Genomic DNA, 17,736 nt, shown 5'->3' with positions numbered 1-17,736 from the left:
TGCGTCGGGAGGAAAAACCGGCGGCAGCCACCCGCCTCGCCGCAGGCGGACCGCGCGCCGGAGACGGCTGCGCGCCTACCAGTTGGCGCGCAGCACCAGTGAGTAACGACGATCGTTGACGAACCAGCTGCGCGTGTACAGGTGCCGGTCGACCTCGCCATCGCTGTAGGAGGTCGGCCCCATCAGCACCTTGGTCTCCGCGTTGGTGATGTTGTTGGCCTGGATGCCCAGTTGCAGGTGCGGCGAGAACCGATAGAACACCGAGCCGTCGAGCTGGCCGTAGTCGTCCGACCAGGTCGGCAGCTTGGTTGACACGTCGCTGGCGGTCAGCAGATAGCGCGAACGCCAGTTGTAGGCCAGGCGCACCGACAGCGGACCCTTCTCGTAAATGCCGGCGAAGTTGTAGCTGCGCCGCGACAGGCCTTCCAGCGGCAGCGCCACGCCAGTGACGGTGGTCTTGGTGTAGGGATCGGTGGCCGTATTCACGCCGCCGCTGCTGTCGACGAAGGTGAAGTTGGCATTGACGCCGAAGCCGCTCATCCAGCCCGGTAGCGAATCGAAGAACTGGGTGTAGCCGTACTCGAAGCCGCGGATGCGGCCCTTGTCCATGTTGTACGGACGCGTCACCAGGAAATCCTGGCCGCCATAGTTCTCGGTGACGGTCTGGTTGGAGAAGTAGTCCTTGACGCTCTTGTAGAACAGCGTCACGTACATCATGTCGCTGCTGTCGAAGTACCACTCCAGCGCGGCGTCGTACTGGTCGGCCTTCATCGGCTTGAGGTTGGGGTTGCCGGCGGAGCCGGTCCAGTCCTTCAGCGAGCCGTCGTCGTTGACGGTGGCGGTGAGCAGCAGATACGGCTGCAACTGGGTGTAGTCCGGCCGCGCCATCGCCTTGGACGCGGCCAGGCGCAGTTGCAGCGCATCGGAGAACTTGAAGCGCAGGTTCAGGCTCGGCAGCACGTCGGTGTAGCTGCCGCGCGCGTCGTTCGGGAAGTACTGTCCGTAGTACTGGGCCTTGAGCGCATCCGAGGCCGAGGTGGCGGACAGGTCCGGATACTGGCCGTAGCCCGAGGCCTCGGTCCTGGTCTGTACCACGCGCACGCCGATATTGCCGTCCACCGGCACGCCCAGCGCGGTGTCGTTGCCGAAGTACATCACCATGTACGCGGCCTGGGTGCGTTCGAACTGGCGGTTGGTGTCCTGCAACTGGTACTGATCCGGCGCCCAGCCATAACCGCGCAGTGCGACGATCTGCTCGATCAGCGCCGAGGTGCCGGCGTAGTCCTTGACCGCGCTGTTGCGCGGGAAATACAGGTTGTTGGGCACGCGCACCTTGCCGCGCAGCAGGTTCGAAAAGGAATACAGCGACGAGGACGCGGTCATGTAGCTGGCCAGGTCGGCCAGGCCGGTGGCGGTGCCGGGGATGGTCGCCCAGTTGTCGCTGATCACGCCCCAGTTGTAGCCGGAATTCTTGTTGGTCTGGGTGCGGTCGGTGGCGCGGATGCCGGCACGGAAGGTGCGCAGCCACGGGTTGTCGTCGTAGCTGTATTCCAGGTCGAAGCGCGTGGCCAGTTCGCGGCCGCGGTTCTTCGCCAGGTGATCCATCGCCGCGCTCCAGAAGTAATTGGAGGGGTCGGCGGTGTAGCTCGGGTCGGCCAGGGTCACCGCAGGGTACTTGCCGCTGAGGTCGAAGGTCAGGCCCGGCAGATAGATCGAACTGAACAAGGTGAAGTCCAGGGTGTCGCTCTGCGACTGCACCAGTTGCATGTCGCCGCGCACGGTCAGCCGGTCGGTCAGGCGATGGGTGAAGCCGCCGGACAGGTCGGAGGTGGTGGTGCTCTGCCGGGCGTAGCGGTTGTCGGTGTAGAAGCGCACGCCGTCGTTGCCGGTGACGTTGCCGCGCCAGGAACTGGACGCCGGCGACCCGCTGACGAAACGGCCTGCATCGTCGTAGGTGAAGGTGGTGCCCGGCGCCGGCGCGATGGCGTTGGTGTCGTCGTTGAAGAACGCCGCGCGCTCCTGCCAATTCATGTCGTAGGACGAACGCAGGTATTGCACGTAGAGGTCGGTGGCATCGCTGGGCCGCCACTGGAAGGCGGCCGCCACGCCCTTGCGCTTGCGTTCGAACTCCAGCTGCCGCCAGTTGACGCCACCGGGCACGTAGACCTTGTCGAAGCTGGTGCCGGCCAGCAAAGCGGGACCCGTGCGGCGCACGAACGGTTCGACCTGGATGCCGTCGCTGCGCGTGGCCAGTTCCGAGTGCGCGACATCGAGCATGAAGCCCATTTCGCCCAGGCCGGTGTTCCAGCGATCGCTGAACAGGAACGAGCCCGACGGCTTGTAGGTCTTGCTCAGGTCGCCGTAGTTGACGTCGGCGGTGAAGCCGACGACCCGGCCCGGCTGGTCGAACGGCATGCGCGTGCGCAGGTTGACCGTGCCGCCGAGGCCGCCTTCGATGATCTCCGCCGAGGGATTCTTGTACACGTCCACGCCGGCCATCAGTTCGGCCGGCACGTCCTCGAAGCTGAGCCCGCGTCCGCTGGCGGCGCTGAAGCTGTCGCGGCCGTTGAGTTCGCCGCGCACCTGAGTCATGCCGCGGATCATCACTCCGCTGCCTTCGGCCGAGAAGTGGTCCGGATCGTTGCGCGCCATGAAGTGATCGATGGTCACGCCGCTGACCCGCTGCAGGGTCTCGGTGACGCTGCGGTCCGGCAGCGCGCCGATGTCCTCGGCGCTGACCGAATCGACGATCTGCTCGGCATCGTGCTTGATCGACTGCGACTTGATCAGGCTGCCGCGCACGCCCTTGACCTCGACCGCGTCGAGCTGGGTCACCGGGTCGCCCTTCTTGCGCGCGGCAGGCGGTGCGCTCGCAGACTCCGCCTCCTGCGCCAGCGCCTGTGCGCTGAGCAGCAGGCCGATGCTCAGCGCGATGAGCGAACGCGGCAAAACACGGGGACGACGTGACGCTGCGGTCGGCAGAGCCGGACCACAAGAATGCTGCGATGCCATGCGGTTTCCCTCCCAGGAGACATGCACACAGACACGGGCGACGGTCGCACCAGGGCGCCGTCCTGCGAGTTGTGACGGCGTCGGTCTCAGCCGCTGCCGTATCGGATGGCGCCGCTGCGCAGAGTGGCAGGTCGGTCGCTACCGCGATCGGCCGAGACTAGGAATGCACTTGGCGTGAAACAAATGAAAAATTCCCGTCAAGCTATGCGATTCCCGACTAGCGGGATGCGCACCACGGCATGTCTACGAAATCGTCCGTCTGCGACATGGCAGCGCCTGCGACGACATTCAAACGCTCGCCGCCCGCTCGGGATACAGCCGCTTGGCCGCATTGCGCAACGCCAGCAACACGCGTTCGGCGCCCGGCGGCAACAGATAGTCGCGGCGGCGCACGATGCCGAACGATTCCATGCGCACGCCCAGCGTGATCGGCAGTACCGTCAGCAGCTTGGCCTGTACATACGGCGCCACCGCCTCGGCCGGCAGCGCAGCGAGCAGGTCGCTGCCGCGCAGCAGGCTGGTCATCACCGGCAGCGACGAGGTCTCGATGACGTTCTGCGGCGCCGGCACCGCATGCTCCAGGAACATCGCGTCCAGGCGCGCGCGCAGCACGCTGTCGGCCGGCGGCAGCACCCAGCCGTAGCGGGCCAGGTCGGCATGGCGCAGGTCGGCGCGGGTGGACAGCGGGTGGCCGGCGCGGGCGATCACCGAGTGCGGCTCGTCGGCCAGCGGCTCGAACTCCAGCGCCTCGGCGCCGTAGGGGCCGAGGATGCGCCCGATCACGATGTCGAGCTGACCATCGAGCAGCTTGGCCACCAGCGGCCGGCTGTAGTCCATCTCCACCCGCACCAGGATGCCGGGAAACTCGCGCTTGACCTCGGCGATCGCCTGCGGCACCAGGTTGGTGCCCGGATTGACCACGGTGCCGATCGAGACCTGGCCCATGCGCCCTTCGCACAGTGCGGCGATCTCTTCCTGGGCACGGCCGATCTCCGACATCGCCGCGCGTGCGCGGCGGATCAGCACCTGCCCGTACCAGGTCGGTTCGACCCCGCGCGCGTGGCGCTCGAACAGCTTCACCCCCAGCAGGTCCTCCATTTCCGCCAGCAGCTTGGACGCCGCCGGCTGGGTCATGCTGGCCGCCTCGGCCGCGCGCAGCACCGAGCGATGCTCGTGCAACTGCAGCAGCAGCAACAGATGCCGGGTCTTCAGGCGCGCGGCATTGAACCAGGGATTGGCAGAGGCATTCATCGTGGGCAGGCGTCCTGGGGGAGCGGAGCCGCGTATTCGGCGGCGGAATAGAATATGCCTAAAATTTCATTTGCAGAGCATAGCTCACGCGCGCAGGCTACGGCCCATCGCGCCCCCGCTGGCGCCGTCGTCGTCGGGCACCGGCCCGCCGGCAGCGGAGGCTGTCGGGTGGAGCCAGCGCGCCGACGCATGGCGCGGACTGCAGCGGCCCCGCCGTCCGGTCCCGCCGCTGCGCCGCGCTGGCCCGGCGCTTCCGTCACCGTCGTTTCCGCCAGGTATCCCGATGTCCGCCGCTTCCCCGTTCCGACTCCCGCTGATCGCGATCCTGCGCGGTCTCACCCCCGAGGACGCGCTTGCGCACGTCGGGGCGCTGGCCGATGCCGGCTACGACGCGATCGAGATCCCGCTCAACTCGCCGCGCTGGGCCGATAGCATCGGCCCGGCCGCGCAGGCGTTCGGGCAGCGCTGCTGGATCGGCGGCGGCACCGTGCTGCAGATCGGCGACGTCGACGCCCTGGCCGATCTGGGCGCACGCTTCATCGTCACCCCCAACACGCGCCCGCCGGTGATCCGCCACGCGGTGGCGCGCGGCCTGCAGGTGGTGGCCGGCTTCGCCACCGCCACCGAGGCATTCGACGCGCTGGATGCCGGCGCGCAGATGCTCAAGCTGTTCCCCGCCGCCACCTACGGCCCCGGCCACGTGCGCGCCCTGCGCGCGGTGCTGCCGGCGCAGGTGCCGCTGTTCGTGGTCGGCGGCGTCAACACCGAGACCCTGCACGACTACCTCGGCGCCGGCGCGATCGGCGCCGGCATCGGCGGCGAGCTGTACCGCCCCGGCCAGTCGCTCGCACAGACCCAGGCGCATGCCGCCGCCTTCCGCCACGCCTATCTGGACCGCGCATGAAGATCGTCCGCCTCACCACCTACCACGCCGCGCCGCGCTGGCTGTTCCTGAAGATCGAGACCGACGAGGGCATCACCGGCTGGGGCGAGCCGGTCATCGAAGGCCGCGCGCGCAGCGTCGAGGCCGCGGTGCGCGAACTCGGCGACAGCCTGATCGGCAAGGACCCGGCACGGATCAACGACATCTGGCAGATGCTCTACCGCGGCGGCTTCTACCGCGGCGGCCCGATCCTGATGAGCGCCATCGCCGGCATCGACCAGGCGCTGTGGGACATCAAGGGCAAGGCACTGGGCGTGCCGGTGTACGAACTGCTCGGCGGGCGGGTGCGCGACCGCATGAAGACCTACCGCTGGGTCGGCGGCGACCGCCCGGCGGCGACCATCGCGCAGATCCAGGGCTACCGCGACCTCGGCTTCGACACCTTCAAGTTCAACGGCACCGAGGAAATGAAGCTGATCGACGGCCCGCGCGCGGTGGATGCCGCGGTGGCCAAGGTGGCGCAGATCCGCGAGGCGTTCGGCACCGCCATCGACTTCGGCATCGACTTCCACGGCCGCGTCGCCGCACCGATGGCGCGCGTGCTGCTGCGCGAACTGGAGCCGTTCAAGCCGCTGTTCGTCGAGGAACCGGTGCTGCCCGAGCAGGCCGAGTACTACCCGCGGCTGGCCGCGTCCACGCCGATCCCGCTGGCGGCCGGCGAGCGCATGTTCTCGCGCTTCGACTTCAAGCCGGTGCTGCAGGCCGGCGGCCTGTCGCTGCTGCAGCCGGATCTCTCGCACGCCGGCGGCATCACCGAATGCCTGAAGATCGCCAGCATGGCCGAGGCCTACGAGGTCGGCCTGGCGCCGCACTGCCCGCTCGGCCCGGTGGCGCTGGCCGCCTGCCTGCAGGTGGATTTCGTCTCGCACAACGCGGTGCTGCAGGAACAGAGCATCGGCATCCACTACAACGAAGGCGCCGACCTGCTCGACTACGTGCTCAACAAGGACGACTTCGCCTGCGACAATGGCGGCAGCATCGCCGCATTGCCCAAACCGGGCCTCGGCGTGGAAATCGACGAGGAGCGCCTGCGCCATGCCAACGCCAACCCACCCGACTGGCACAACCCCATCTGGCGTCACGCCGACGGCAGCATCGCCGAGTGGTGAGCCGATGAGCGTGTCCACTCCGCCCCGACACACCGCCACGCTGGCGGTGGACAGCCGCTGTGCGCATGGTGAGGGCATGCTGTGGTGCGAGCGCCGCGGCGTGCTGTTCTGGGTCGACATCAGCGGCCGCCGCCTGTGGCGCCACGATCCCGCCAGCAACGTCAGCCGGCATTGGGACCTGCCCGATCGTCCCGGCTGCCTGGGCCTGTTCGACGACGGCCGCCTGCTGCTGGCGCTGGCCAAGGGCGTGTACGCCGCCGATCCGGATGCCGCCGCCGAGGCCGACAGCGCGCTGCCGCTGCAGCACCTGGCGGACGTGGAACCGGAACGCGACGACACCCGCAGCAACGACGGCCGCGCCGACCGCCACGGCAACTTCGTGTTCGGCACCATGAGCGAGCGCGACGACCAGGCGCCGGTCGGCAGCTTCTACCAGTGGTCGGCGCGCCACGGCCTGCGCCGCCTGCCGTTGCCGGGCGTGGCCATTCCCAACGCGATCTGCTTCAGCGCCGACGGCTGCACCCTGTACTACTGCGACTCGGTGCAGCCGCGCATCCTGTGCTGCGACTACGACCCGGACAGCGCGCACACCGCCAACAGCCGCGTGTTCGCCGAACTGGACCATGCCGGCGCCGAGCCGGACGGCGCCATCGTCGACGCAGAAGGCCACCTGTGGAACGCGCAATGGCGCGCCTGGCAGGTGGTGCGCTACCGCCCCGACGGCAGCGTCGAGCGCCGCGTCGCCCTGCCGGTCAAGCATCCCACCTGCCCCGCCCTGGGCGGCGCCGACGGCGGCACGTTGTACCTGAGCACCTCGCGGCAGGACCACAGCGAGGACGAACTGGCGCGCACGCCGCAGGCCGGCGGCGTGTACGTGGCCGCGGTCGGCATCGCCGGCCTGCCCGAAGGACGCATCGCCAGCGCATGATCGTCGTCGATTGGGGGACCAGCAGCCTTCGCGGCTATCGGCTCGACGCCGACGGCGGCATTCTCGACCAGCGCCGCAGCGACCAGGGCATCGCCGCCTGCCAGGGCCGCTTCGCCGCGACCCTGGCCGCCCTGATCGACGGCTGGGACGGCGACATCGTCCTGTGCGGGATGATCGGCAGCCGCAACGGCTGGATCGAACTGCCGTACGCGCCCTGCCCGGCCGACGCCGCCGCCCTGGCCGCGGCGATGCAGCCACTACAGGATCCGGCGCTGCCCGGCCGCACGCTGTGGTTCGTGCCTGGCGTGGCCAGCGACGCCGACGCCGTGCCGGACGTGATGCGCGGCGAGGAGACGCAGCTGATCGGCCTGCTCGCGTTGCTCGCGCAGGAACCGCCGACGGCCGAGATCCACCACGTCTGCCTGCCCGGCACCCACAGCAAGTGGGTGACCCTGCAGGACGGGCGCATCGCCTCGCTGGCGACGATGATGACAGGAGAGCTGTACGCGCTGCTGCGCACGCACAGCCTGCTGGCGCGGCTGATGGACGCCGACGACGGCGTCTTCGATGCGGCCGCGTTCGACGCCGGCGTGCAGCGCAGCGGTGACCCTGGCGGGGTGTTGCACCATCTGTTCGGCGTGCGCAGCCTGGGCCTGTTCGAACGCCTGAGCGCCGCCGCGGCACCGTCCTACCTGTCCGGCCTGCTGATCGGCCACGAACTGCGCGCGAACCCAGTATTGCCGCCGGTAGTGCACCTGGTCGGCGGCAGCGGCCTGCTGGCGCGCTATGCGCATGCGCTGGCCGCACTCGGCAGCCGCGTGCGCACCCATCCGGAGGACCTGGCCGCACGCGGCCTGTATCGGCTGGCGCAGCAGCACGGCGGCCTCGCCGGCTGAGCCGCGCGCGCCGCCCGCCTCCTGCCCCGCACACACGGCGGCGGCGGCCGCTTTGCATTAGAATCACCGGGTTAATCGCCGGATCGAGCCATGCCTTTCGTCGTCACCGAAAACTGCATCAAGTGCAAATACACCGACTGCGTGGAAGTGTGCCCCGTGGATTGCTTCCACGCCGGCCCGAACTTCCTGGTGATCGATCCGGACGAGTGCATCGACTGCACGCTTTGCGAGCCGGAATGCCCGGCCAATGCCATCTATCCCGAGGATGACGTGCCCGCCGGCCAGGAAAGCTTCGTCGCGCTCAACGCGGAACTGGCCAAGGCCTGGCCGGTCCTGACCACGCGCCAGGAACCGCTGCCCGACGCCGCCGAGTGGGACGGCAAGCCGAACAAGCTGCCGCTGCTGCAGAAGTAATCCCGCCGCGGATTCTGCCCGGGTACTGCCCGCCGATCAGTCCATACAAGCGGCGGCTTCAGGGCGCCTCCAACTCGCTTTGCCTCAGTGCAACCGGACACGTGATTACACCCTGGTAGGACGCGAGGCTTCGCCCGTACCCTCATCCGCCCCTTCGGGGCACCTTCTCCCGGCGGGAGAAGGGAGAAGCCGAAGCCCCTCTCCCCTCGGGAGAGGGGTTGGGGTGAGGGTACGGCGCGCAGAAGCAAGGAGCGGCTCTTATTGCCTTGTTTGAATCAGACGCCACGCGCATCTCGCAGAGCCCATCGCGGCCAACGCCGCTCCTTGCATCCACAAAGACGCAGCGCAGTGTTCTTGCCGAACGAAAACGGGCGCACTGGGCGCCCGTTTCGCGTTCTGCAGCAGATCCGGCGCAGGCGCCGGACCACACCGGCTCGGCTCAATGACCCAGCTTGGCCTTCAACGCCGCGATCAGCTTGACCGGCGCTTCGCCGGTGGCCGGCAGGCCGCGCGGGTCCACCGCCGAGACGTAGACGCCGGCATCCACCGCCACCACGCGCACCAGGAAGTTGCTGCCTTCGTAGGCCACGTCGTAGGAGCCCAGCAGCTGCGCGCGGCTGGCGATGGTGACGCCTTCGATGCCGCCCAGCGCGTCGCCGACCTGGCCGAATACCTGGTCGCGCGTCCCCGGCACCACGAAGCCGCTGTTCGACGCCGCCGGGGCCTGGCCGGCCGGGGCCGCAGGACGCTGCGCCGAGGCCAGCGCCGGCACCTTCATCGCCGCCGAGGTATCGGGCGAGGTCAGATCCGGCGGTACTTCCAGCGGACGCATGTCGGGCGCCAGCGCGTAGTCGCCGCGCGGCTTGCCCTTGTGGAACCAGCTGCAACCGCTGGTGGCCGCGACCAGGGTGGTCGCCAGCACGGCGGCCGACAGCACGCGGACGTAGGGAACGGAAGCACGCATCAATCAATCTCCTGGAGTCAGGCCGCGAGCGTTTCGCGGCTGGATAGGTCTTCCAACGCGGCAGCGTCGGCGGCAAGTCGGTCGGCCGTGGCATGGTGCGCCGCGGACAGCGGCAGCAGCGGCAGCCGCAGGCCGTGGCCGATCCCGGCGCGCTGCAGCAGCGCTTTGACCGGAATCGGGTTGGATTCGATGCCGCAGAACGCATGGAACGGCTGCAACCGCGCGTCCCAGGCCTGCGCCGGCTCGGCCTGGCGCGCACGCGCCAGGTCGCAAAGGCGCCGGTAAGCGCGCGGCAAGGCATTGGAGGCGACCGAGATCAGCCCGTCATAGCCGGCCAGCATCGCCTGCGCGGCGCTGCCGTCGTCGCCGCTGAACACGGCAAAGCGATCGCTGCGCAGGGCGGCGAGCGCGGCGATGCGCTGCGGGTCGCTGCTGGCATCCTTGATGCCGACGATGTTCGGGTGCTGCGCCAGGTGCGCCACGGTCTCCGGCAGCAGGTCGCAACCGGTGCGGCCGGGCACGTTGTACAGCACCACCGGCAGGCCGCCCTGCTCGGCGACCGCGGTGTAATGCGCGACCAGCCCCGCCTGGGTCGGGCGCACGTACGGCGGCGTCACCACCAGCGCGTACTGCGCGCCACCGGCGGCGGCGCGCTGGGTCAGCGCCACGGTCTTGGCGGTGCCGGACAGGCCGGTCCCGGCCAGCACCGGTACGCGCCCGCCGATCGTCTGCACCGCCTCGCGCAGGATCCGGTCGTACTCCTCGTCCAGCAGCGTGGCCGCCTCGCCGGTCGATCCCGCCACCACCAGCCCCTGCACGCCGCCGTCGAGCTGGCGTTTGAGCAGCCGCTGCCAGGCGTCGAGGTCGAGGTCGCCATTGCCCTGGAAGGGCGTGGCCAGGGCGGTGATGATGCCGGAGAGGGACAAGATGCCGGGTGCTCGCTGGGAGAAGAGGGCCGCGCAGGCTGCGCGGACGGGTCGGCCCCGCACGCGGGGCAGGGTCGCCCCGCATGTTACTTGCGGCCCGAAAGCGCGGGCAAGTATGCTGCACACCATGCCGGGCGACCGCCCGGATGCCGTTCAGCCTTACGCAATGCCGGAAGCCCCTTTGACCGACACCACGCCCCGGCCCGCGCCGACCGAAAACCACCTCCTGATCAACGCCTACACGACGCATCCGGAGTCGCCCTTGTTGCCGGTGACGCGTCGCATCGCCGACAGCGGCTGCAATCTCGTCGATGCGCGCCTGGCCACGGTCGGCCGCGACGTGTCGGTGACCGCGCTGGCGACCGGCTCGTGGGATTCGGTGGCCAAGCTCGAAGCCATGCTCACCCGCCTCGACCGCGAGGAAGGCATGAAGCTGGTGTGGTACCGCACCGGCGCCAAGCAGGCGCAGTCCAATCTGCTGCCGTACATCGTCGAAGTCATCGCCGCCGACAAACCGGGCATCCTGTTCCAGCTTGCCGACTTCTTCGACCGCCAGGGCATCACCATCGAGAACCTGCAGAGCACGCGCTACCGCGCCATGCAGACCGGCGCGGAGATGTTCTCGGCGCAGGTGACGATCGGGGTGCCGGCGAACATGCACATCGCCGCGCTGCGCGACGACTTCCTCGAGTTCTGCGACCACCTCAACCTGGACGCGATCATGGATCCCATGAAGTTCTGAGTGCGCCGCGCTGGACACCGACGCAATCGAACGCAGATGATGGCGATGCACGCGGAGGACACCCCATGAAGGACGGCGACACCCTGGACCGCACCACGCTGGCCTTGCCGCTGGCGCTGTCCGGCGGCGCCAGCGCCACGCTCGGCGATTACGCCGGCCGCTGGCTGGTGCTGTATTTCTACCCGAAGGACAGCACGCCCGGCTGCACCACCGAGGGCATCGAGTTCAACGCACTGCTGCCGCAGTTCGAACAGGCCGGCGCCACCGTGCTCGGCGTGTCGCGCGACTCGGTGAAGTCGCACGACAACTTCTGCGCCAAGCAGGGCTTCCGCTTCGCACTGGTCAGCGATGCCGACGAGGCGCTGTGCCGCGCCTTCGACGTGATCAAGGAAAAGAACATGTACGGCCGCCAGGTGCTGGGCATCGAGCGCAGCACCTTCCTGCTCTCGCCGACCGGCCAGCTGGTCCGCAGCTGGCGCAAGGTCAAGGTTCCCGGCCACGCCCAGGCCGTGCTCGACGCGCTGCAGGCCGCCGCCCAGCAGTGATCACCGCCGTTTCCCGCACCCCGCATCGCCCTGCCCCGCAGGCAGCGATGGCGCGTCCCTGCTCCTCTTTCAGGAATCCATGATGACCCGAGGCAAGCGCATCTACGTGCTGGATACCAACGTGCTGATGCACGATCCGACCGCGCTGTTCAAGTTCGAGGAACACGACGTGTTCCTGCCGATGCAGGTGATCGAGGAACTGGACAATGCCAAGAAGGGCATGTCCGAAGTCAGCCGCAACGCGCGCCAGGTCAGCCGTTTCCTCAACGAGCTGATCGAGGGCGCCGGCGCCGAGCAGATCGAATCCGGCATTCCGCTCAGCCATCCGCAGGGCATCCAGCTCAAGAGCACCGGCGCCATCGGCCGGCTGTACTTCCAGGTGCGCCCGGTCGAGCCGGGGCGCAGCTTCGGCAGCGTGGCCCCGGACAACAAGATCCTTGCCGCGGTGCTGGCGCTGCGCGAGGAGCACCCGGAAATCCCGGTGATCCTGGTGTCCAAGGACATCAACCTACGGATCAAGGCGGCGATCAGCGGCCTGGTCGCCGAGGATTACGAGAACGACCGCGCGCTCGACGATTTCAGCCTGCTCTACACCGGCGCGATCGAACTGCCGGAGGATTTCTGGCAGAAGCACAACCAGGACCTGCGCAGTTGGAGCGACAAGGGCCGCACCTGCTACGAGATCGCCCTGGCCGCCGACGAGGACTGGTATCCGAACCAGTACCTGTACCTGCCGGGCGAGGACGAAGTGGAACTGCGCGTGGTCAAGGTCAACGCCGAGCGCAAGGCGACGCTGGCGCTGGTCGACGACTTCCGCAGCGGCCAGCACGCGGTGTGGGGCATCGCCGCGCGCAACCGCGAGCAGAACTTCGCGCTCAACGCGCTGATGGACCCGGAAATCGACTTCGTCACCCTGCTCGGCACCGCCGGCACCGGCAAGACCCTGCTGGCGCTGGCCGCGGGCCTGGCGCAGACCATGGACCAGCAGCGCTACCGCGAGATCATCATGACCCGCGCCACGGTCAGCGTCGGCGAGGACATCGGCTTTTTGCCCGGCACCGAGGAAGAGAAGATGACGCCGTGGATGGGCGCGCTCACCGACAACCTGGAAGTGCTCACCCACACCCAGGAAGGCGGCACCTGGGGCCGCCAGGCCACCAACGACCTGCTTGCCAGCCGCATCAAGATCCGCTCGATGAACTTCATGCGCGGGCGCACCTTCCTGTCGCGCTACCTGATTCTGGACGAGGCGCAGAACCTGACCCCGAAGCAGATGAAGACGCTGATCACCCGTGCCGGCCCCGGCACCAAGATCGTGTGCCTGGGCAACGTCGAACAGATCGACACGCCGTACCTGACCGAGACCACCTCCGGCCTGACCTACGCGGTGGACCGCTTCAAGGCCTGGCCGCACAGCGCACACATCACCCTGCGCCGCGGCGAGCGCTCGCGCCTGGCCGACTACGCCTCGGAGGTCCTGTGAACGCGGCGGCCGGCGTGCGCCTGGCAGGCATGGCGCTGGCCATGGCCCTGCTCGGCGCCTGCGCCACCGCGCGCGGGCCGGCCATGGTGCCGACCGCGGTCAAGGCCGGGCAGTCGTGGATCGTCACCCGCAACAGCACCGCGACGCAGGTGCTGGACACCTGCTCGCGCGACAGCCCGGCGCGCCAGGACGGCGCGGTCACCGGCTACTGGATTCCGACCCCGGAGCAGATCGCGCAACTGGAAGCGCACCTGGCGCAACTGCAGCCGCAGATCGCCGACCCCACCGCGTCCGATCGCCAGTACGTCGGCATCCTGTACCGCGGCAAGCAGGCGATCTACGTCAACGCCTTCGCGCCGGACGACAGCAGCGAGCGCGACCCCACGGTCGACGCGGTCAAGGCCTGCGGCGGCGGCAACCGTTTCTGGGGCGCGGTCTACGACCCGGCGAGCGCCCGCTTCTCCGAGATCGCGGTCAACGGCGCACGTTGAGATGGCTGCGGTCAGGTGCCACTGGCGGCGTGCCGGGGCGGCCGCGCACCGCGGTCGCCGCGCCGCGGCCGCATCGCGCGCGGCATGAACCTGGAACTGCCCCGCTGGGCCTGGGCCTTCGCCGGCACGCTGGCCGCGGTCGCCGGCATGGTCAACGTGGTCGGCTATCTCGGCTTCGAACATCAGGCGGTCACCCACCTCACCGGCACCACGACCCTGCTCGGCGCGGCGCTGGCCGATGGCGACGCCCGCGCGATCGCGCAACTGGTCGGCGTAGTGCTGGCGTTCCTCGGCGGATCGATGCTCGGCGGCTTCATCGTGCAGGACAGCCGCCTGCGCCTGGGCCGCCGCTACGGCGTGGCGCTGGCGCTGGAGGCGCTGCTGCTGCTGGCCGCGATGCAGGCGTTCAAGCAGCAGCAACTCGCCGGTGCCGTGCTCGCCGCGATCGCCTGCGGCCTGCAGAACGCCACCACCACCATCTACAGCGGCGCGGTGGTGCGCACCACCCACCTCACCGGCATGTTCACCGATCTGGGCATTGGCCTGGGCCAGGCGCTGCGCGGCCTGCCGCTGCCGCGCCGGCGCATCCGCCTGAGCCTGCTGATCATCGGCGGCTTTCTGTGCGGCGGCGTGCTCGGCGCCTGGGCCTATCGGCAGGTCGGCTTCGACGCACTGCTCGGCCCCGCCGTGCTGACCGGCACGGTCGGCACGCTGTACGCGCTGCAGGCGCACTACCGCAGCCGCGAGCGCTGAAGGCGCGGCCGAGTGCATAACCCGCGCCGGCCCTGCACAATCGGCGCATGAGCGAACCCACCGTCGTCTCCGCACTGAGCATCGCCGGCACCGATTCCGGCGGCGGCGCCGGCATCCAGGCCGACCTCAAGACCTTCGCCGCGCACCGCGTGCACGGGCTGGCGGCGGCCGCCGCGCTGACCGCGCAGCACACCCGCGGCGTCACCGCGGTGCACGTGCCGCCGCTGTCGTTCCTGCGCGCGCAGATCGATGCCTGCTTCGCCGACTTCGACATCGGCGCGGTCAAGCTCGGCATGCTCGCCAACGCCGAGGTGATCCACCTGGTCGCCGATGCGCTGCAAGAATATCGCCCACCGTGGGTGGTGCTGGACCCGGTGATGGTCGCCACCAGCGGCGCCAAGCTGCTGCAGGACGATGCCCTGGATGCGCTGCGCCAGCGCCTGCTGCCGCTGGCGACGCTGGTGACGCCGAACGTACCGGAAGCGCAGTTGCTGCTCGGCCGCCCGATCGACACCGCCGACGACGCCGAGCACGCCACCGCCGCGCTGCTCGAGGCCGGCGCGCAGGCGGTACTGCTCAAGGGCGGCCACCTGAAGGAAGGCCAGCGGGTGATCGACCGCTACGACGACGGCGTCAGCCGCAGCGAGTTCAGCCATGCGCGGCTGACGCTGGACGCGCACGGCACCGGCTGCACCCTGGCCGCGGCGATCGCCGCACAGCTGTGCCAGGGCCTGGCGCTGCCGGCCGCCTGCGAAGCGGCGATCGACTATGTGGCGCGCGCCCTGCGCGGCAGTTACCGGCCCGGCCGCAGCGACGTGGCAGTGCTGGATCACTTCGGCGCGGCGCGCGGCCCATGAGCGCAGCGCCCATCGCCGCGGCGGCGGTCGCCGAGCACGCCCTGCCCGTCGCCGCGGCCGACGGCCATCGCTGGAGCTTGCTGGCGCGCGTTCCCGACGCACCGCGGCAGGCGCTGCTGTGGCTGCCCGCGCTGGGCGTGGCCGCGCGCCACTACCTGCCGTTCGCCGAAGCACTGGCCGCACACGGCGTCGCGGTGTTCCTGCACGAATGGCGCGGCAACGGCAGCAGCACGCTGCGGCCGTCGCGGCAATGCGACTGGGGCTATCGCGCCCTGCTGCACCTGGACCTGCCCGCCAGCCAGGCGGCGATCGCCGGGTGCGGGATCGCGGCGCCGCTGCTCGTCGGCGGCCACAGCCTCGGTGGACAGCTCGCCTGCTGCTACGCCAGCCTGCAGCCGCAGGCCTTCGCCGCGCTGTGGCTGGTCGCCAGCGGCACGCCGTACTGGCGCCGTTTTCCCGCGCCGCGCGGCTATCTGCTGCCGTTGGCGTACCGCCTGCTGCCATGGCTGGCGCAGCGGCAAGGCGTGCTGCATGGACGCCGCCTGGGCTTTGGCGGCACCGAAGCGCGCGGCCTGATCGCCGATTGGGCGCGCGTGGGCCGTAGCGGCCGCTACGCCGCGGCCGGCCTGGCGATCGACCTGGAGGCGCAACTGGCGCATCTGACGCTGCCGGCGCGTGGCGTGGTACTGCAGGACGACTGGCTGGCGCCGGAGAGTTCGCTGCGCGGCCTGCTCGACAAGCTGGCCACGCCGGCGCCGCAGATCCGCTGCCTGGACGCCACGCAACTGGGCGTAGCCGCCGACCATTTCGCCTGGATGAAGCGGCCTGCGGCCGTGGCCGCAGCGTTGCTGGCCGGGGATCGGTGAAATTTTTCCGGAAAGAGCATTGACGGGCCCGATCGACTCCCGCATAATTCCGCTCCTGACGACGCGCCCGTAGCTCAGTTGGATAGAGTACCTGGCTACGAACCAGGCGGTCGGGAGTTCGAATCTCTCCGGGCGCACCAGTCAGATGAAAAACGACAAGCCACCGCTTGTCGTTTTTTTTTGCCCTGCCGCCGCAATGCGATCGCATCGAGACCGCTCCGGGAGCGCACTCGTTCGCGATTCGTCATGCCGACGACACGCAGATGTAGACGAATCGCCGCAACTCGTGAATAATCCCGCGCCTGACAACGCGCCCGTAGCTCAGTTGGATAGAGTACCTGGCTACGAACCAGGCGGTCGGGAGTTCGAATCTCTCCGGGCGCACCAGTCAGATCAAAAACGACAAGCCAGCGCTTGTCGTTTTTTTTTGCCTGCGTGATTCCGATTGCACGACGCGCGCAACGACGAGTGACGCATGCACACGGAAGATGTGCCGATCACGGCACCGCCTCGCGCATCGGCACTTCAACTCCAGCGCCGGCGATCCGCCAGACATTACGAGGCGGCGGCGCGCGCCGCCTCGGCCTCGCGTGCGCGAATGCAGAGCCCCCTGCCCGGCTCAGGCGATGGTGTCCACCACGCCGCCATCCACGCGCAGCGCCGCACCGGTGGTCGCGGACGCTTGCGGCGAGGCGACGTAGACGCAGAGATTGGCGACCTCTTCCACCGTCGCGGCGCGGCGGATGATCGAGCTGGCGCGATGCGCCTTGACGAAGTCGGCAGCGACCTCGTCCAGCGGCTTGCCGGACTGCTGCACCTGGTCGGACAGCATGGCGGCGACGCCTTCCGTCAGCGTCGGCCCGGGCAGGATGGCATTCACGGTGACGCCGGTGCCGGCCATGCGCTTGGCCAGCCCGCGCGACAGGGCGAGATCGGCGGTCTTGGTCACGCCGTAGTGAATCATCTCGACCGGGATGTTGAGCCCGGACTCGGACGAGACGAAGAGCACACGCCCCCACCCCCTCTCCGCCATCGCCGGCAGATACGCGCGGGAAAGCCGCACGCCGGACAGCACGTTCACCGCCAGGAAGCGCTCCCATTCCGCGTCGGGCGTGTCGAAGAAATCCTGCATGCCGAAGATGCCGGCGTTGTTGACCAGGATGTCGACGGCGGGAAGCGCCGCGACGATCGCCTCGCAGCCGGCCGCGGTCGCCACGTCGCCCACCACGGCACGCACGCGGGCATTGACGAGGTCGCGCTTGAGGGCAGCCACCGCGGCCTCGGTGCGGGCCTGGTCGCGACCGTTGAGCGCGACCTCGGCGCCCGCCGCGGCCAGGCCCTTGGCGATGCCGAAACCGATGCCGGCGGTGGAGCCGGTGACGAGGGCGGTTTTACCGGATAGATCGATGTGCATGGCTGTCTCCCAAGGATGAGGTTGAGGATGAGGAGTCGCTTCGGCGCACGCCCTGCGAGGTCGTCGCCGCAGACACGGGCTGGCCGCGCCGGTCGCTCTGTCGATTCGTTGTGTCGATTCATCATGTGCGCCTCCAACCGCA

Annotated in this window: 17 protein-coding genes and 2 tRNA genes; 14 read left to right on the top strand and 5 right to left on the bottom strand. The window is 69.4% G+C overall.

Annotated elements, in window-relative coordinates; genetic code table 11:
* Positions 1-75 precede the first annotated feature (75 nt).
* Both SLW52_RS18695 and SLW52_RS18690 read right to left on the bottom strand, forming a co-directional pair.
* The gene (locus SLW52_RS18695) at positions 76-3,012 is read right to left on the bottom strand and encodes a TonB-dependent receptor (RefSeq protein ID WP_320740931.1); all 2,937 of its coding nucleotides are present in this window, start codon (positions 3,010-3,012) and stop codon (positions 76-78) included.
* A gap of 288 nt (positions 3,013-3,300) precedes the next feature.
* A complete protein-coding gene (locus SLW52_RS18690; protein ID WP_017913161.1) occupies positions 3,301-4,263 on the bottom strand; it encodes a LysR substrate-binding domain-containing protein in 963 nt (320 codons plus the stop codon).
* A gap of 283 nt (positions 4,264-4,546) precedes the next feature.
* Here SLW52_RS18690 and SLW52_RS18685 point away from each other — a divergent pair, with 283 nt between their 5' ends.
* From SLW52_RS18685 to fdxA, 5 genes are all read left to right on the top strand, one after another.
* Positions 4,547-5,167 (top strand): 2-dehydro-3-deoxy-6-phosphogalactonate aldolase, encoded by a 621-nt coding sequence (locus SLW52_RS18685; RefSeq protein WP_041500105.1) that lies wholly within the window; start codon positions 4,547-4,549, stop codon positions 5,165-5,167.
* Complete coding sequence (dgoD, locus tag SLW52_RS18680; protein WP_017913163.1) at positions 5,164-6,315, top strand: galactonate dehydratase; 1,152 nt, start codon at positions 5,164-5,166, stop codon at positions 6,313-6,315. The genes SLW52_RS18685 and dgoD overlap by 4 nt, the downstream gene beginning before the upstream one ends.
* Before the next feature lie 4 nt (positions 6,316-6,319).
* Positions 6,320-7,243, top strand: coding sequence for an SMP-30/gluconolactonase/LRE family protein (locus SLW52_RS18675; RefSeq protein ID WP_267120969.1), 924 nt, complete (start codon positions 6,320-6,322; stop codon positions 7,241-7,243).
* A complete protein-coding gene (locus SLW52_RS18670) occupies positions 7,240-8,139 on the top strand; it encodes a 2-dehydro-3-deoxygalactonokinase (protein ID WP_320740932.1) in 900 nt (299 codons plus the stop codon). The genes SLW52_RS18675 and SLW52_RS18670 overlap by 4 nt, the downstream gene beginning before the upstream one ends.
* A gap of 90 nt (positions 8,140-8,229) precedes the next feature.
* Positions 8,230-8,553, top strand: a complete 324-nt coding sequence (fdxA, locus tag SLW52_RS18665) for a ferredoxin FdxA (protein ID WP_017913166.1) — start codon at positions 8,230-8,232, stop codon at positions 8,551-8,553.
* Positions 8,554-8,992: 439 nt separating this feature from the next.
* Here the strand turns inward: fdxA and SLW52_RS18660 are convergent, their stop codons facing one another.
* Positions 8,993-9,517: a hypothetical protein gene (locus SLW52_RS18660; RefSeq protein ID WP_010343910.1), complete on the bottom strand. Its 525-nt coding sequence runs from the start codon at positions 9,515-9,517 to the stop codon at positions 8,993-8,995.
* 17 nt (positions 9,518-9,534) lie between these two features.
* On the bottom strand, positions 9,535-10,443 hold the full coding sequence (gene dapA, locus SLW52_RS18655; RefSeq protein WP_320740933.1) for a 4-hydroxy-tetrahydrodipicolinate synthase: 909 nt from the start codon (positions 10,441-10,443) through the stop codon (positions 9,535-9,537).
* 166 nt (positions 10,444-10,609) lie between these two features.
* On the opposite strand from dapA, the gene SLW52_RS18650 reads away from it, so the two are divergent.
* The 9 genes from SLW52_RS18650 to SLW52_RS18610 all read left to right on the top strand — a co-directional run bounded on the left by SLW52_RS18650 (position 10,610) and on the right by SLW52_RS18610 (position 16,567).
* Entirely contained in the window at positions 10,610-11,185 is a 576-nt protein-coding gene (locus SLW52_RS18650) for a glycine cleavage system protein R (RefSeq protein WP_087943489.1), read from the top strand.
* A gap of 65 nt (positions 11,186-11,250) precedes the next feature.
* Positions 11,251-11,730, top strand: a complete 480-nt coding sequence (locus SLW52_RS18645) for a peroxiredoxin (protein ID WP_017916955.1) — start codon at positions 11,251-11,253, stop codon at positions 11,728-11,730.
* Between the two features lie 82 nt (positions 11,731-11,812).
* Positions 11,813-13,213, top strand: coding sequence for a PhoH family protein (locus SLW52_RS18640; protein ID WP_043095042.1), 1,401 nt, complete (start codon positions 11,813-11,815; stop codon positions 13,211-13,213).
* Positions 13,214-13,242: 29 nt separating this feature from the next.
* Complete coding sequence (locus SLW52_RS18635) at positions 13,243-13,704, top strand: hypothetical protein (protein WP_320740952.1); 462 nt, start codon at positions 13,243-13,245, stop codon at positions 13,702-13,704.
* A gap of 84 nt (positions 13,705-13,788) precedes the next feature.
* On the top strand, positions 13,789-14,457 hold the full coding sequence (locus SLW52_RS18630) for a YoaK family protein (RefSeq protein WP_320740934.1): 669 nt from the start codon (positions 13,789-13,791) through the stop codon (positions 14,455-14,457).
* A gap of 47 nt (positions 14,458-14,504) precedes the next feature.
* Complete coding sequence (gene thiD, locus SLW52_RS18625) at positions 14,505-15,314, top strand: bifunctional hydroxymethylpyrimidine kinase/phosphomethylpyrimidine kinase (RefSeq protein ID WP_320740935.1); 810 nt, start codon at positions 14,505-14,507, stop codon at positions 15,312-15,314.
* Positions 15,311-16,180 (top strand): alpha/beta fold hydrolase, encoded by an 870-nt coding sequence (locus SLW52_RS18620; RefSeq protein WP_320740936.1) that lies wholly within the window; start codon positions 15,311-15,313, stop codon positions 16,178-16,180. Before thiD ends, SLW52_RS18620 begins: the two co-directional genes overlap by 4 nt.
* Positions 16,181-16,243: 63 nt before the next feature.
* Positions 16,244-16,320: transfer RNA gene (locus SLW52_RS18615), tRNA-Arg, on the top strand.
* Positions 16,321-16,490: 170 nt separating this feature from the next.
* Positions 16,491-16,567, top strand: a tRNA-Arg gene (locus SLW52_RS18610).
* A gap of 232 nt (positions 16,568-16,799) precedes the next feature.
* Here SLW52_RS18610 and SLW52_RS18605 read toward each other — a convergent pair.
* Positions 16,800-17,594: an SDR family oxidoreductase gene (locus SLW52_RS18605; protein WP_320740937.1), complete on the bottom strand. Its 795-nt coding sequence runs from the start codon at positions 17,592-17,594 to the stop codon at positions 16,800-16,802.
* Positions 17,595-17,736: the final 142 nt, after the last annotated feature.

The organism is Xanthomonas sp. LF02-5 (assembly GCF_034105325.1).
In the GTDB taxonomy this organism is placed as follows: domain Bacteria; phylum Pseudomonadota; class Gammaproteobacteria; order Xanthomonadales; family Xanthomonadaceae; genus Xanthomonas_A; species Xanthomonas_A sontii.
The sequence above is the reverse complement of the archived record's forward strand: the minus strand, read 5'-3'. Positions and strand labels throughout refer to the sequence as shown.

Excerpts from the sequence above, each read along its gene's own strand:
- SLW52_RS18695 (WP_320740931.1), bottom strand. The coding sequence starts at position 3,012 with ATGGCATCGCAGCATTCTTGTGGTCCGGCTCTGCCGACCGCAGCGTCA.
- SLW52_RS18690 (WP_017913161.1), bottom strand. The coding sequence starts at position 4,263 with ATGAATGCCTCTGCCAATCCCTGGTTCAATGCCGCGCGCCTGAAGACC.
- SLW52_RS18685 (WP_041500105.1), top strand. The coding sequence starts at position 4,547 with ATGTCCGCCGCTTCCCCGTTCCGACTCCCGCTGATCGCGATCCTGCGC.
- dgoD (WP_017913163.1), top strand. The coding sequence starts at position 5,164 with ATGAAGATCGTCCGCCTCACCACCTACCACGCCGCGCCGCGCTGGCTG.
- SLW52_RS18675 (WP_267120969.1), top strand. The coding sequence starts at position 6,320 with ATGAGCGTGTCCACTCCGCCCCGACACACCGCCACGCTGGCGGTGGAC.
- SLW52_RS18670 (WP_320740932.1), top strand. The coding sequence starts at position 7,240 with ATGATCGTCGTCGATTGGGGGACCAGCAGCCTTCGCGGCTATCGGCTC.
- fdxA (WP_017913166.1), top strand. The coding sequence starts at position 8,230 with ATGCCTTTCGTCGTCACCGAAAACTGCATCAAGTGCAAATACACCGAC.
- SLW52_RS18660 (WP_010343910.1), bottom strand. The coding sequence starts at position 9,517 with ATGCGTGCTTCCGTTCCCTACGTCCGCGTGCTGTCGGCCGCCGTGCTG.
- SLW52_RS18650 (WP_087943489.1), top strand. The coding sequence starts at position 10,610 with ATGCCGGAAGCCCCTTTGACCGACACCACGCCCCGGCCCGCGCCGACC.
- SLW52_RS18645 (WP_017916955.1), top strand. The coding sequence starts at position 11,251 with ATGAAGGACGGCGACACCCTGGACCGCACCACGCTGGCCTTGCCGCTG.
- SLW52_RS18640 (WP_043095042.1), top strand. The coding sequence starts at position 11,813 with ATGACCCGAGGCAAGCGCATCTACGTGCTGGATACCAACGTGCTGATG.
- SLW52_RS18635 (WP_320740952.1), top strand. The coding sequence starts at position 13,243 with ATGGCGCTGGCCATGGCCCTGCTCGGCGCCTGCGCCACCGCGCGCGGG.
- SLW52_RS18630 (WP_320740934.1), top strand. The coding sequence starts at position 13,789 with ATGAACCTGGAACTGCCCCGCTGGGCCTGGGCCTTCGCCGGCACGCTG.
- thiD (WP_320740935.1), top strand. The coding sequence starts at position 14,505 with ATGAGCGAACCCACCGTCGTCTCCGCACTGAGCATCGCCGGCACCGAT.
- SLW52_RS18620 (WP_320740936.1), top strand. The coding sequence starts at position 15,311 with ATGAGCGCAGCGCCCATCGCCGCGGCGGCGGTCGCCGAGCACGCCCTG.
- SLW52_RS18605 (WP_320740937.1), bottom strand. The coding sequence starts at position 17,594 with ATGCACATCGATCTATCCGGTAAAACCGCCCTCGTCACCGGCTCCACC.